Annotated in this window: 11 protein-coding genes; all 11 read left to right on the top strand. The window is 48.8% G+C overall.

Annotated elements, in window-relative coordinates; translation table 11 throughout:
* The first annotated feature begins 123 nt into the window (after positions 1 to 123).
* The gene (locus DWZ60_RS11505; protein WP_147345114.1) at positions 124 to 1,194 is read left to right on the top strand and encodes a BMP family ABC transporter substrate-binding protein; all 1,071 of its coding nucleotides are present in this window, start codon (positions 124 to 126) and stop codon (positions 1,192 to 1,194) included.
* A 197-nt stretch (positions 1,195 to 1,391) separates the two neighbouring features.
* On the top strand, positions 1,392 to 1,730 hold the full coding sequence (locus DWZ60_RS18235) for a hypothetical protein (RefSeq protein WP_243038309.1): 339 nt from the start codon (positions 1,392 to 1,394) through the stop codon (positions 1,728 to 1,730).
* On the top strand, positions 1,730 to 2,746 hold the full coding sequence (locus DWZ60_RS11500; RefSeq protein ID WP_243038308.1) for a C40 family peptidase: 1,017 nt from the start codon (positions 1,730 to 1,732) through the stop codon (positions 2,744 to 2,746). The genes DWZ60_RS18235 and DWZ60_RS11500 overlap by 1 nt, the downstream gene beginning before the upstream one ends.
* Before the next feature lie 191 nt (positions 2,747 to 2,937).
* Entirely contained in the window at positions 2,938 to 4,038 is a 1,101-nt protein-coding gene (locus tag DWZ60_RS11495; protein WP_119221652.1) for an iron-containing alcohol dehydrogenase family protein, read from the top strand.
* Positions 4,031 to 5,164, top strand: a complete 1,134-nt coding sequence (locus DWZ60_RS11490; RefSeq protein ID WP_119221651.1) for a YkvI family membrane protein — start codon at positions 4,031 to 4,033, stop codon at positions 5,162 to 5,164. Before DWZ60_RS11495 ends, DWZ60_RS11490 begins: the two co-directional genes overlap by 8 nt.
* A gap of 198 nt (positions 5,165 to 5,362) precedes the next feature.
* Positions 5,363 to 6,445: a hypothetical protein gene (locus DWZ60_RS11485; RefSeq protein ID WP_117510090.1), complete on the top strand. Its 1,083-nt coding sequence runs from the start codon at positions 5,363 to 5,365 to the stop codon at positions 6,443 to 6,445.
* Positions 6,446 to 6,634: 189 nt separating this feature from the next.
* Positions 6,635 to 9,241 carry an ATP-dependent chaperone ClpB gene (clpB, locus tag DWZ60_RS11480; protein WP_119207727.1) on the top strand — a complete coding sequence of 869 codons (2,607 nt, stop codon included), beginning with the start codon at positions 6,635 to 6,637 and terminating at the stop codon, positions 9,239 to 9,241.
* Positions 9,238 to 9,411 carry a DUF4250 domain-containing protein gene (locus DWZ60_RS11475; protein WP_022461670.1) on the top strand — a complete coding sequence of 58 codons (174 nt, stop codon included), beginning with the start codon at positions 9,238 to 9,240 and terminating at the stop codon, positions 9,409 to 9,411. The genes clpB and DWZ60_RS11475 overlap by 4 nt, the downstream gene beginning before the upstream one ends.
* A gap of 206 nt (positions 9,412 to 9,617) precedes the next feature.
* Entirely contained in the window at positions 9,618 to 10,862 is a 1,245-nt protein-coding gene (locus DWZ60_RS17550) for a TIM barrel protein (RefSeq protein WP_199669419.1), read from the top strand.
* On the top strand, positions 10,808 to 11,257 hold the full coding sequence (locus DWZ60_RS17545; protein WP_199669418.1) for a TolB family protein: 450 nt from the start codon (positions 10,808 to 10,810) through the stop codon (positions 11,255 to 11,257). The genes DWZ60_RS17550 and DWZ60_RS17545 overlap by 55 nt, the downstream gene beginning before the upstream one ends.
* 212 nt (positions 11,258 to 11,469) lie before the next feature.
* Positions 11,470 to 13,737 (top strand): hypothetical protein, encoded by a 2,268-nt coding sequence (locus DWZ60_RS11460; protein ID WP_119221650.1) that lies wholly within the window; start codon positions 11,470 to 11,472, stop codon positions 13,735 to 13,737.
* The last annotated feature ends 191 nt before the right edge of the window (positions 13,738 to 13,928 follow it).

Here is a 13,928-nt window from a genome sequence, read left to right as displayed (position 1 = left end):
GTAGTTCGTGTATTCTCTCTTTCTTTTTGCGCTGGAATTGTCTATACTAGAAGGTGCGTGAAAGACGCAGATCAGAAATACAAAAGAAAAAATCTGGAAAATAAAAATACAAGGGGAGTAAACATGCGAAAGAGCTGGAAATGGGCGCTCTGTCTTGGCGCAGTGTCGTTGCTGCTGCTGGGCGGCTGCGGAAAAGAAAAGACGGAACCAGTGGATCTGGTGCTGGTAACCGACGGCAGTGAGGTAGCTTCCGATGCCGTGTATCAGTCAGCATGGAACGGTCTTGCGCAGTATGGAGACGAGAGCGGTCTGAAATATGAAGCAAGTGTTCCGGCAGGACGGACAACAGAGGACTATGAAAACACCATCAAAGAGGCGGCGCAGAAGGGAGCATCCGTTATCGTCTGTGCCGGAACGAGCATGAGCCGCGCCGTTTACGATGCACAGCGCGACTGGAAGGATGTCCGTTTTCTGCTGCTGGAGGCAGAACCGGTCAGTGAGAGCGGCCGCAGCCGTCTCCGCGGAAATACAGAAAGCCTGGAAATTGATGTATCAGAGGCCGGCTACCTGGCAGGATATGCGGCAGTACAGGCCGGCTACACGCACCTGGGCTATATCGGACAGAAAAACGAAGAGAACGGAACAAAGTACGGGACAGGTTATGCACTCGGTGCAGAGGCGGCCGCTGCGGATCTGGGACTTGGAGAAAACAGCATCACGCTGGATTATACGTATCGGAAAAGCAGCAGCGTATCACCGTCGTATTTGGAAAAAATCAAAAGCTGGTATGGTGAGGGCGGACAGATTCTCTTCTCGGACGGTGCATCGTATCAGAATGTACTTGGCGCAGCAGCATCTGCGGCAGGCGGAGCACTGATCGCAAACGGCGGCGTGGAGGAGTACGCCAATGCCGTGTTGAAAGTACGTCTGGATTATGGAACTGCAGTTTACAATGCGTTAAAAGAAATGAAACAAAAGGATTTTGAAGGCGGGAAAATTGTAACGCGCGGCGTGACCAATCAGGAAATCAGTCTGGAATGGAATCAGGATGCGGTGCCGTACTTTACAGAGGATCAGTACCGGGCACTCTGTGCGAAATTCTCCGCAGAGGACTTTTCAATCCCTGACGGCGATGCGCTTTCCTCGCCGGATCAATACAAATTGAGTTGTGTGAGTGTACAGAAGGTAAAATAACATGTATCGTTACTGTTCACGAATTGTTTACAAAAAGTCGGGATATTTTTCCTTGCATCCATTTGTGAATTGTGATATTATGTAAAAGAATTGGGAAAAATATTTCAAAATTGTTACAGAATAATTGAATTTCTAAGAAACAGGGAAACCTGAAACAAAGAAACCTACATACAACGAATCAATTTGGGAGTGAAAGAATGAGAAAAAAATTTCTTGCCTTAAGTTTAGCAGTGATCGTAAGTGCAGCTCAGGTAATGACAGTAAGCGCCTCGAAACAGGAGCAGTTACAGCAGCAGCAGGCAGCACAGGCAGAGACCAGCGCACAGCTTGACAACGCAAAAGCAGAAATCGACGATCTGGAAACCAAAAAGAATCAGATTACCGGCGAGATTGATGACCTGGACGCACAGCTTGTCGTAACCATGGCATCCGTGGAAAATCTGAAAAATGAAATTGCAGAGAAACAGACAGAAATGAAACAACACAGGAAAAACTGGCACAGTCCCAGGCTGAAGAGGACGAGCAGTACGAGCTGATGAAAAAACGAATCCAGTTCCTCTATGAGAGCGGCGGAGACAACGGCTGGGCAGCACTTCTTCTGGAGGGAAAAGATTTAAGCAGCATTCTCAACCAGGCTGAGTACACCCAGAAGTTATACAAATACGACAGAGAGTGCCTGCAGGAGTACATGGATCTTGTACAGCAGGTAACAGACTACAGCGATCAGCTTGCAGATGAAAAAGCAGATCTCGAAGCTAGTGAGGCAGAGCAGGAAGCACAGCAGCAGTCCCTTGAGGCAATGCTTGAGCAGAAAAAAGCCGTTTCCGATGACTACGAAAACCAGATCGCAGACCTGAACGACATGGCTGCACAGTACAACGCAGTACTGGCAGAGCAGAACGCAAAGATCCAGCAGATCCAGGAGGAGATTGCAGCCGAAGAGGCAGCAAGAAAAGCCGAAGAGGCCCGTCAGGCAGCAGAAGCAGCCGAGGCAGCCCGCCAGGCAGAAGCAGCAAGACAGGCAGCAGCAGAAGCAGCCGCAAGCAGTGCTGCAAATAATACAACAACGGCAGACAACACACCGTCCAGCACAGGAAGCTCCACCACGACAACAACACCGTCTAACGGAGGAAGCTCTTACGATGATTCTTCGTCCAGCGATACCAGCAGCTCGGATGATTCCAGCAGCTCCAGCAGCACCGGAAGTGCAACAGGAAGCGCCATCGTATCCTATGCAACCCAGTTCATCGGCAACCCGTACGTATGGGGCGGCACAAGCCTTACCAACGGAGCTGACTGCTCCGGCTTTATCATGAGCGTTTACGCACACTTCGGATACGACCTTCCGCATTCCTCCAGTGCACTGCGTGGTGTAGGACGCGGTGTATCTTATGCAGAGGCTCAGCCGGGCGATATTATCTGCTACAGCGGCCACGTAGCCATCTACATCGGCGGCGGTGCAATCGTACACGCAAGCAATGAGCGCGACGGTATCAAGATCAGCAGCAACGCAGCGTATACCACGATTCTTGCGGTAAGACGTGTGGTTTAAAAAAGAATTACATAGTAAGAATTTTCAGATCCCGGGAGAGAAAAATCCCGGGATCTTTTGCGTTTTGCTTAAAATTGAGTGCATTCGCGTTAAAACTGTGATATACTAAAGCACATCGGAGATACAAGGGCGTATTGACCAACAGAAGGTCAGTATGCCCTTTTGCTTGTTAGGAAGAAGGGAGAATCGTTATGAAACTGGAAAATTATGAAGTGCATCTGCCAAGCTATTCCATCGGATCCATCATTTACGACAAGATCGGTCCGGTATGCGAGTCGTATGGAAAAACCGTTCTGGTCATCGGAGGAGAAAAAGCGCTTGCTGCTGCCTACGATAAAATCAAAGCAGCCGTAGACGAGACGAATCTTGTCATCATCGGAAAAGAGATTTTCGGAAAAGACTGTACGTATCAGACGGTCGAGCGCCTGCGCAGCATGAAGCTGTATCAGCTTGCCGATATGGTCTTCGGCGTGGGCGGCGGAAAAGCACTCGACACCGTAAAATGCCTCTGCATCACAGACGACAAGCCGGTCTTCACGTTCCCGACCATCGCATCCAACTGCGCCGCCTGCACATCCGTCTCAATTATGTACAATGAGGACGGTACTTTCTTAAAGCCGCATTTCTTCATCCGCCCGGCGATGCATGCGTTCATCGACACGGAGATCATCGCGAAAGCCCCATATCAGTACCTGTGGGCGGGAATCGGCGATACATATGCAAAATATTATGAAGCGACCATTTCATCAAGGGATGAGCGGCTGGAGCATTTTACATCTCTTGGCGTTGCACTCAGTAAAATGTGCCGTGACCCGCTGCTGGAATACGGTCCGAAGGCGTTTGCAGACCACAAACAGAAACTCTGTACTTACGATGTGGAGCAGGTTATCCTGGCGATCGTCGTCACAACGGGAATCGCTTCGATTTTCCTTACAAAGGATTTCACACCGGATTACAACAGCGGCCTGGCGCATGCCATTTTCTATGCACTGACCTCATATCCGGTCATCGAAGAGCGCCATCTGCACGGAGAAGTCGTGGGCTTCGGCGTCCTGCTTGCCCTGCTCGTCGACGGACAGGAAGAAGAGTTTGAGAAAGTCTATGAGCTGAACCGCAGTATCAATCTCCCGGTATCGCTGGAGCAGATTGAAATTTCCGAAGAACAGTGGAAGGAAAGCATGACACGCATCCCGGAGATGTCCGATGTGAAGCATTATCCATACCGTGTGACACCGGAGATGCTCGATGCGGCGATGACAAAACTGAAGGAGAGGGTGAAGAAAGATGAGTAAGAAAAACAAAGCAGGATCGATGATTCTCGGAGTGGCGTTCGTGTGGTTCACGACCCATTTCGGAGGCGGCTTCGCCTCGGGCGCACAGATTTACAGCTATTATGTAAGATACGGTATCTGGAGTCTTTTTCTGCCGCTCTTTGCAATGGCGTACAACGGTGTGTTCTTTGCATACTGCCTGTATTTCGCGCGGAAGCACGAAGTTTACGATTATCGTTCCTATAACAATGCGTTTTACGGCAGATTCGCGCCGTTGTTTTCCAATCTGTTTGAGCTCTTGTACCTCTGCGTTATGTGCGTCGCCCCGGCCGTTGCCTTCGCAACCGGCGGTGCAACGCTGAGCACCCTGACCAGTCTGCCGTACCTGCTCAGTACCTTTGTGATCGGAGCGTTTATTTTCGTCGTTTCGGTATTCGGAACGGATCTGGTGCGGAAAGTAGCGTCAGTGCTGTCCATCTGCATTATCGCCGGTCTGCTGATCGTCTACGTCCCGAACATCATCGCCGGAGCCGGAAAGATCGGCGATACTGTAAACGCCATGAAAACCGCAGACCTCCCATTCGGCAAAGCCCTGTACGCCGCATTCCTCTACGGAACCTTCCAGCTTGCCAATGTCGCAGTCTTCGTCCAGCATGCCAAATCCTTCGAAAAACCGCAGGATGCCGGAAAGAGCATGGCAGTCGGTGCCGTATTAAATGCCCTTCTGATGATCATGGTCGTCCTCGGAATCATGACCGTATACCAGAACCCGGAAATGAGCCAGCAGAGCGTCCCGACATTATTTATGGTTCAGCAGGGCGTCGGCAGTAAATTCATGACACCGCTGATTTCCGTACTGATCATCCTCGGTGCCGTATCCACAGCCGTCAACATGGTTGCCGCCATGGTCAAACGAATCCACGCCGGCCTTGCAAAGCGAAGCGGAAAACCAGAAACAGCGGGCAGCATCAGCCGCACCCAGATCCTCGCCGCCCTCGCTTGCTGCATCGCAGACTTCCTCATCGCCCAGCTCGGCCTGCTGACGCTGATCCAGAAAGCGTACAGCATTCTCGCCTACCTCGCAATCCCGGTCATTCTCGTGCCGTATGTGGTGCATATGATTGCGACGAGGTTTGATACGAAATGAAATATGCTGCCCGTCATGTATCATAAAGTAAATAGGAAAAAGAGATTGCGGAGTCCTGCCAAAACAGGGTTTCGCAATTTTGGTTTTTACAGAAAGATTCAACTGAAAAACGAAGGATAGGCAAAAACGAAAAATTACGCTAAAATAAACATACAAGTATTTCAAATAAAACAAAAGAAAAATCAGGGGGGATCTGATATGGAGGAACAGAAAAGAAGACGGGAAAGAAAATCAGCGGCATACTGGTTGAGCAAAAGCTCGATTTTATATCCGATCTGTATCTTGTATGTGATGTATGTGAAACAGGTTGAGGTATATATTACAGAATGTTCCGTCCATATTTCGTCGGGGACAATGCTTTTTGCCTATGCGCTGTGCCTGATTTTGTGGCTGGCCTCACCCATTCGAAGCTACTGCGCAGATGGAACTGCAAATGAAGTTTTATTCTATACATTTCCGCCGAGCATACTGATGCTGTTTTTATTTGCCCAATATTCACTGAAAATTGTGTTGTTTCTTGCAGTGCTGGATGGGATATTTCTTGTTACGGTTTTAAGAGATTTACATAGAAAAAAACGAAAATATTCTCCGAAAAAATTCTGGAGATTAAAAAGAAGTGACTTAAACGCATTTCTGTTTGTTTCAGTATGCGTGAGTATGGTACCGACTTGTATGATGATATATTGGAAGCTTGAGTCTCCGTCCGGAGTGGCAGAACTTTACGAACGAAAAAAGGACTATAATCTCGTCCAGAATCAGGAGAACATTTTTCAGGAAAATAAAGAATTTCTGCTGAGCTTAAAGGAGAGCGAATGGAGGCAAAAAACACTGGAAGAAAGAACAATTGCAGCGCAGAAGATGGTACGGCTTGAAACAGAACGACTTGGAATTCCCGAAATTCCGCTGTATGTGAAAGAGACAGGATCATCGAATTGCGTTGCATTATATAATAATGAAGAGAACGAAATATGGTATGCTCCAGAGCATTTAACATCTCAGACAGCAGAAGAATTTTTTACGGGAATTTGCGAAGAATGTTATCATGGAATGGAGTATTATCTGCTGGAGCGAATGGACTGGAATTCGGAAATGGCGAATACTGCTTATTTTGAAGAAATGAGGAAGTGGAAACTAAATGATAATCGCTACATATCTGGACGCGACGAGGGCGATTCGTTTGAAGCATATCAATCACAGCCGCTGGAAGCATCTGCCAAAAAGTATGCCAGTTCCGAAACAGAGGCACTGATTCATTTTATTGCTGTGTACGGCGATGAATAAAAATCTTTTAGGGGGGGAGGGAGAAAAGGAGCGTCGGGAAAAAAATAAAAATTAGCACTCTCCTCTTGACAGTGCTAACAACTAGTGTTATAGTACGACTAGAACAAAGAAAGAAAAGAAAATTCACATCAACGCTCTTTTTGTTCGGAGCGAATGTTAGCACCCAAATAGATAAGGAGGAAGCCGATTATGAATATTAGTAAATTCACACAAAAATCGCTGCAGGCTGTACAGGACCTGGAAAAGACCGCATACGATTTCGGCAACCAGGAAATAGAGCAGGAGCATCTGTTGTATAACCTCCTGCATCAGGACGACAGCCTGATTCTGAAAATGATCGAAAAGATGGAAATCAACAAAGATCATTTTCTGAACCGTGTCGAGACGGCGCTGAACGACCGCGTCAAAGTATCCGGCGGTCAGCCGTATATCGGTCAGTATCTGAATAAAGCATTGATAAATGCTGAGGATGAGGCGAAAGCCATGGGAGACGAGTATGTTTCCGTAGAACACCTCTTCCTGGCAATGCTGAAAAACTCAAGCCCGTCCATGAAAAAACTGTTTCAGGAGTACGGCATCACAAGAGAACGTTTCCTGCAGGCATTAAGCACCGTGCGCGGAAACCAGAGGGTTACCACCGACAACCCGGAGGCAACATACGACACCCTGGAAAAATATGGCCAGGATATCGTAGAAAAAGCCAGAAACCAGAAAATGGACCCGGTTATCGGTCGTGATACCGAAATTCGGAACGTTGTCCGTATCCTGTCCCGTAAGACAAAAAACAATCCGGTTCTGATCGGTGAGCCTGGTGTTGGTAAAACCGCAGTCGTAGAAGGCCTGGCCCAGCGAATCGCCAACGGCGATGTACCGGAGAGCCTGAAAGATAAAACCATTTTCTCCCTCGATATGGGAGCCCTGGTAGCCGGAGCAAAATACCGTGGCGAATTCGAGGAGCGTCTGAAAGCCGTTCTGGAGGAAGTCAGAAAGAGCGACGGAAAAATCATTCTGTTCATCGATGAGCTGCACCTGATCGTCGGCGCCGGAAAGACCGACGGCGCGATGGATGCCGGAAACATGCTGAAACCTATGCTGGCACGAGGCGAACTGCACTGCATCGGTGCCACAACGCTGGATGAGTACCGCCAGTACATCGAAAAAGATGCCGCCCTGGAGCGCCGTTTCCAGCCGGTTCAGGTTGATGAGCCGACCGTAGAGGATACGATTTCCATCCTGCGTGGCTTAAAAGAGCGCTACGAAGTTTACCACGGCGTAAAAATCACCGACGGTGCCCTCGTTGCAGCCGCAACCCTTTCGAACCGTTACATCAGCGATCGTTTCCTGCCAGATAAAGCAATCGACCTGGTCGACGAGGCATGCGCTCTGATCAAGACAGAACTGGATTCCATGCCGGCCGAGCTGGATGAGCAGCGCCGTAAGATTCTGCAGATGCAGATCGAGGAAGCTGCACTGAAAAAAGAGACCGACAATCTGAGCCGCGAGCGTTTGGAAACACTGCAGAAAGAGCTGGCTGAGTTAAAGGATACCTTCAATTCTGCAAAGGCACAGTGGGAAAATGAAAAGAGTTCCGTTGAGAAACTGTCCAAACTGCGTGAGCAGATCGAGGACATGAACCGCCAGATCCAGAAAGCAAAGAATGATTACGATCTGAACCGCGCCGCTGAACTGCAGTACGGTGAACTCCCGAAATTACAGCAGATGCTGGAAGCAGAAGAGAAAAAAGTTAAAAATGAAGATCTCTCCCTGGTACACGAGAGTGTAACGGATGAAGAGATTGCCAGAATTGTCTCCCGCTGGACCGGAATCCCGGTTGCAAAACTGACCGAAGGCGAGAGAACTAAGATCCTCGGCCTGGAAGATGAACTTCACACGAGAGTTATCGGCCAGAATGAGGCAGTCACCAAGGTTTCGGATGCAATCATCCGTTCCAAAGCCGGAATCAAGGATCCGACAAAACCGATCGGTTCGTTCCTGTTCCTTGGACCTACCGGTGTCGGTAAAACAGAGCTTGCGAAAACGTTGGCAGAAAAGCTGTTTGATGATGAGAACAACATGGTTCGAATCGATATGAGTGAATACATGGAGAAATACTCCGTCTCCCGTCTGATCGGAGCGCCTCCGGGATATGTAGGCTACGAGGAGGGCGGCCAGCTGACCGAGGCAGTGCGCAGAAAACCATATTCTGTTGTTCTGTTCGATGAGATCGAGAAAGCGCATCCGGACGTCTTCAACGTTCTGCTGCAGGTACTCGATGACGGCCGTATCACCGACTCCCAGGGCCGTACCGTAGACTTTAAAAATACGATCCTGATCATGACCTCCAATATCGGATCCCAGTATCTGCTGGACGGCATTCAGGACGACGGCAGCATCTCCGAAGAGGCGAGAAACCTGGTCATGCAGGATCTGCGTGCACACTTCCGTCCGGAGTTCCTGAACCGTCTGGATGAAACAATTATGTTCAAACCATTGACAAAAGACAACATTGGTCATATCGTAGATCTGTTGCTGAAAGGACTGAACAAACGTCTGGCAGACCAGGAGCTTACCGTCGAACTGAGCCCGGCTGCAAAACAGTTTGTCATCGAGGGCGGCTACGACCCTGTTTACGGCGCCCGTCCATTGAAACGTTTCGTACAGAAAGAGGTAGAAACCAGCACCGCAAAACTGATCCTTGGCGGTCAGGTCAGCGAGGGCGATACGATCCTTCTGGATGTGGAAAACGGCGGCCTGAAGGCAATGATCAAACCAGGTGTGGAGGTAGTAGACGAATGATGCCGAAAGATCCCGTAATGCTGCTGAGCTATGTCAATACGCAGTTAAGAGATTTTTACCCGTCGCTCGCAGAATTCTGCGCGGCCATGCAGACAGAGGAATCCGATCTGCGGGAAAAACTGGCGCTCATCGACTATGAGTACGATGAGAAAACGAACCAGTTTGTATAAGAATAACCAGGCCCTGAAAAAAATGGCGGAAAAAGGCGTTCCGTATGTGGAAAAAACACATACGGGGCGCCTTTTTTACGCAAAGCGTGTTTCTTATAACTGACAGGAAAAATCATATCTATAATAGAAGAAATGTGGTAAAATGGAGGAAAAGAAAATCCGCTGAAAATGGGGAAACAGCGGATCTGGAGAAGGAGGAAACAAATATGTATTTTGGTGTACAGATGTATGGGGTATCCAAAGAATGGAAACAGGATCCCGAAGGATTTTTAAAGAAAATCTATGAGGCAGGCTACCGTCAGATCGAGCCGTGTCTCGGATTCCGTGTTGATGCCAGGGACTACGGTTTCTGGATCCCGGAGGATCTGGAGCAGGCAATGCCGCTGCTTGCAAAATACCACATTGAGGTTCATGCGGTCCACATTTTCCTGGATGAATACCACTATGAAAGAGAACTTGCCATTCTTACAGAACTGGCGCAGAAATACCACATTTCCTGGTTTGTCGTAAAGAGCCCGGCACGCCTGACAAAAGATGTTCTGGACGAAACCGCTGCAAGATACCGCGAACTGGCAGAAGAACTGGAAAAAGCCGGAGCAGGTCTTCTGATCCACAACGAAAAAGAAGATATCTGTATCCGCGTGAATGGAAAAACAGCGTACGAATATCTCCTGGAAGCCTGCGGTGAAAAAGTCGGAGCAGAAGTAGATGCCGGCTGGATGTACTGCGGCGGCGTCGACCCGGAAGAGTTCCTCTGGGCGCATGCGGACCGAGTCAAAGCCGTTCATTATAAAGATATGAAAATCACCGGCCAGGAAGCGCCGCTTGGAAAAGGCATGGTTGATCTGAAAGCCTGCTTCCAGTTCGCCCGTGCAAACGGTGCACTGCAGATTGTGGATATGGATGCGGCAACACTGGAGGATACCTGCCGCGCCGGAAAAATGCTCTCCGGATGGACAGGGGACAGAGACAACACCGACAGCATTCTCTGCACGATGGATGTGGAGACCGGAGAAGAAACCGTGCTGCATGAGTTTCCGGGAATCATCGAGGCACCGAACTGGCTGAACGATGGAAACACCCTGCTTTATAATGCGGATGGAAAAATCTACCGCTATGAGATCGACAAAGACCATGTGGAGCAGGTTGATACCGGTTTCTGCGTGCAGTGCAACAATGACCACGTTCCGTCACCGGACAACCAGCTGCTGGCGGTAAGCTGCATGCCGCCGGAACTCACAGATGGAACGTATGAATCCCACATCTACGTGCTCCCGATGACAGGCGGTGAACCAAAAGACCTCACCGGACCGGGTCTCAGCTATCTGCACGGCTGGTCGCCGGACGGAAAAGAGCTTGCGTACTGTGCCTTCCGCAAAAGCCGGAGGAGGAGACTATGCGCATTGAGATCTGTACGATTCCATCAGACGGCGGCGAGGAAACCTGCCTGACGGACGGCAAAGGCTACAACGACGGTCCGGAGTATTCACCGGACGGAAAGCACATCTGGTTCAACAGCACCAGAAGCGGTCTGATGCAGGTATGGCGGATGAACCGTGACGGCAGCGGTCTCACCCAGATGACCGATTTCGATGCCAACAACTGGTTCGGCCACGTTTCGCCGGATGGAAAACACGTCATTTACCTGACCTTCGCTAAAGGTGAGCTGGAACCGAATGAGCATCTGCCGAACATGTATGTATCGCTTGGAATGATGGATTATGACGGACAGAATAAGAAAAAAGTGCTGGATCTTTTCGGCGGCCAGGGCAGTATCAACGTCAACTCCTGGGCACCGGACAGCCGCAGAATTGCGTATGTGAAATATGTGCTTCATCACAAATAAAGGAATATCTTAAGAAAATCTGACGGGCCGTAAAAATTCATGGAAGTATTGTGAAAAAACGTTGAAAGTATTTTAGCGGAAATGCACAAGAATTCTTACGAATTTTTACGGCCCGTTGACTCTTTTTCTGACACACGTATAATGAAAGTAACAAGAGAAACTGCGGCCCCTGGCGGCTGCAAAACAATCAAAAGGAAAGGAGGATTTGTGTTATGAAGAAAACGAAAAAAATGCTTTCGTTTGTACTGTCCATGCTTCTGATCGTGACGATGTTCCCAACCATGGCATTCGCAAAAGAGGAAGCCAAAACGTGGAAGTTCGGAGAGCTTTCGCTGAAAGCAGGCGACGTTCTCGGCAAAGATACGGAGATTAAAAATGATGCAGAGAACAGAGAAATCCGAATACTTTCAGAAAAAACAAATCTGGATGAAAAGAAAGATGACAAAGAAAGAATAAAAACAGAAAAAGAGGCTGTGATCGCAGCGGCGGCTTCCTGGAATCTGAAGGATCTTACGGAAAAGGCCAAAAAGGCTCCGGCAGATTATCTGCTTAAAAAGGCAGACAGCTGGAACGGAAGCTGGATTGTAACAAAGATCGCAGAAACGGAAACAAAAGATGCCATTGAAATCCAGATAAGAACCTATGAGTACGCAGCTGTAACAGAAATCCAGGGCATACCGAAAGAAATCCCGGGAACCACCGCACTGACGGGCAAAGCAGTTCCAGAAAATGCAGATCAGAAACAGATCACATGGGAAATCACGGATGCCGGAATGACAGGTGCTGTTTTAGACGGCACAAACCTGAAAGTAACGAATGCCGGAACCGTAAAACTTCTGGCGACAATCAAAGACGGAAAGAAAACCGGCGTTGACTTCACACAGGAATTCACTGTGATTGTAAAAGCCGCAGATTACACCAAAGTAACAGAAGCGCTGGCGCTGATCCCGGAGGACATGGGCCGGTATACAGAAGAAAGCGCGGCAGCTGTTCAGAAAGCAAAAGATGCGGTAAAAGAGAACCTGCCATCAGCTGAACAGGAAACCGTAAATGGTTATGCGGCAGCCATTCAGACAGCAGTAAACGCACTGACGCTTCTTGGCGCAGATTACACAGAAGTTGATGCAGTACTTGCCAAAGTTCCGGGAGATCTTTCTATCTATACGGAAGAAAGCGTGGAAGCACTGAATGCAGTCATCGCATCCATCGACCGCACCAAAACGGTAGAAGAGCAGCAGGCAGTTGATGCTTATGCGGAAGCACTGGAGAATGCAATTGCAGCACTGGTACGCAAACCGGTTCCGGCAGATTATCAGGGAGTGGAAGAACTCCTGGGAAAGATTCCGAAAGACTTATCCATTTATACCGAAAAGAGTGTAAAAGCACTGAATGCGGCAAAAGAAGCCATTGTATGGGATCTGGATGACAGCAGACAGGAGGAAGTCGATCAGTCTGCAGAAAACCTGAAAGCAGCTCTTGACGGACTGACCCTGAAACCGGCGGACTACAGCGCCGTAGACGCGGCTCTTGCCAAAGTTTCGAATGATCTGAGTATTTATACGGAAGAAAGCATTCAGCCGCTTCAGACAGCGATCAACAGCGTAGAAAGCGGAAAAACCATTCTGGATCAGGCAGAAGTAGACGGCTGGGCAGCAGCAATTGAAAATGCACTGGCAGGACTGCAGGTTCGGAAAGCAGATTATTCCAAAGTAGAGGAAGCCATCAAAAAGATTCCGGCGGACCTCAGTCTGTATACCGATGCGTCTGTAAAAGCACTGGAAGATGCAAAGAACAGCGTCGTAACCGAGCGGCCGGTCACAGAGCAGGAGAGCGTAGACGGTTACGCAAAAAAGATCGAGGCAGCGATTGCCGGCCTTACGTATAAAGATGCGGACTACAGCAAAGTAGATGCCGCAGTGAAGAAGATTCCAAACGATCTGAAGAAATACACGGACGAGAGCGTAAAAGCAGTCAATGATGCAAAAGCAGCGATTGTACGCGGAAAGAATATCACGGAGCAGAAGACGGTGGATGGTTATGCGGCAGCGCTGGAAAAAGCGATTGCCGGCCTGAAACAGAAACCGATGACTGCGCAGAATCTTCCGAAGATTACCAAAGGAGTCAATCAGTCAGGTATGCAGGGCAAGGAGCTTTCCTTCACCGCAGATTTTGAAGCAAAGGATCTTAAAAAGGTTCTCATCGACCAGAAAGAGATTGATGCGAAGAATTATGTGACGGCTGGAAAAGAGAATACGCAGGTTACGCTGAAGGCCGAGTATACAAAGAGTCTGGCAGAAGGCAAGCATACGATTTCGATCGTTTCAAGCAAGGGCCAGGCGGATACCGTATTCTATCTGAAGAAAGCAACAAAAAGTCCGGACACGGGAGACCGCACACAGGTGATGCTGTGGGTGATCCTGCTCGGCGTTTCTGCAGCAGCAGTGGTCGGAGCAGTTGTTTATCGTAAACGTGAGAAATAAGAGTTGAAAGGGAAAGGGCGCCGGAAGGCGCCTTTTCTTTTGGACGGCTTCGGATAGATTGTAAATAGTCAGATAAAATACGAAATATGCAGAATTAACTATATTTTTCTAAAAATAAGAAAATTCGAAAAAAGGTGTTGACTTTTGCTTTGGGCGGTGTTATTATAACTAAGCTGTCAGCGAGAGCTGAT

Source organism: Blautia sp. AF34-10, from assembly GCF_003477865.1.
GTDB classification, from domain to species: Bacteria; Bacillota; Clostridia; order Lachnospirales; family Lachnospiraceae; genus Fusicatenibacter; species Fusicatenibacter saccharivorans.
Note: the sequence above shows the minus strand (reverse complement) of the source record. Positions and strands in the feature narration are given on the sequence as shown.

Bases quoted from the DNA above. Each gene is read 5' to 3' on its own strand.
- DWZ60_RS11505 (WP_147345114.1), top strand. From the start codon at position 124: ATGCGAAAGAGCTGGAAATGGGCGCTCTGTCTTGGCGCAGTGTCGTTG.
- DWZ60_RS11485 (WP_117510090.1), top strand. From the start codon at position 5,363: ATGGAGGAACAGAAAAGAAGACGGGAAAGAAAATCAGCGGCATACTGG.
- DWZ60_RS11500 (WP_243038308.1), top strand. From the start codon at position 1,730: ATGAAAAAACGAATCCAGTTCCTCTATGAGAGCGGCGGAGACAACGGC.
- DWZ60_RS11460 (WP_119221650.1), top strand. From the start codon at position 11,470: ATGAAGAAAACGAAAAAAATGCTTTCGTTTGTACTGTCCATGCTTCTG.
- clpB (WP_119207727.1), top strand. From the start codon at position 6,635: ATGAATATTAGTAAATTCACACAAAAATCGCTGCAGGCTGTACAGGAC.
- DWZ60_RS17550 (WP_199669419.1), top strand. From the start codon at position 9,618: ATGTATTTTGGTGTACAGATGTATGGGGTATCCAAAGAATGGAAACAG.
- DWZ60_RS11495 (WP_119221652.1), top strand. From the start codon at position 2,938: ATGAAACTGGAAAATTATGAAGTGCATCTGCCAAGCTATTCCATCGGA.
- DWZ60_RS11475 (WP_022461670.1), top strand. From the start codon at position 9,238: ATGATGCCGAAAGATCCCGTAATGCTGCTGAGCTATGTCAATACGCAG.
- DWZ60_RS18235 (WP_243038309.1), top strand. From the start codon at position 1,392: ATGAGAAAAAAATTTCTTGCCTTAAGTTTAGCAGTGATCGTAAGTGCA.
- DWZ60_RS11490 (WP_119221651.1), top strand. From the start codon at position 4,031: ATGAGTAAGAAAAACAAAGCAGGATCGATGATTCTCGGAGTGGCGTTC.
- DWZ60_RS17545 (WP_199669418.1), top strand. From the start codon at position 10,808: ATGCGCATTGAGATCTGTACGATTCCATCAGACGGCGGCGAGGAAACC.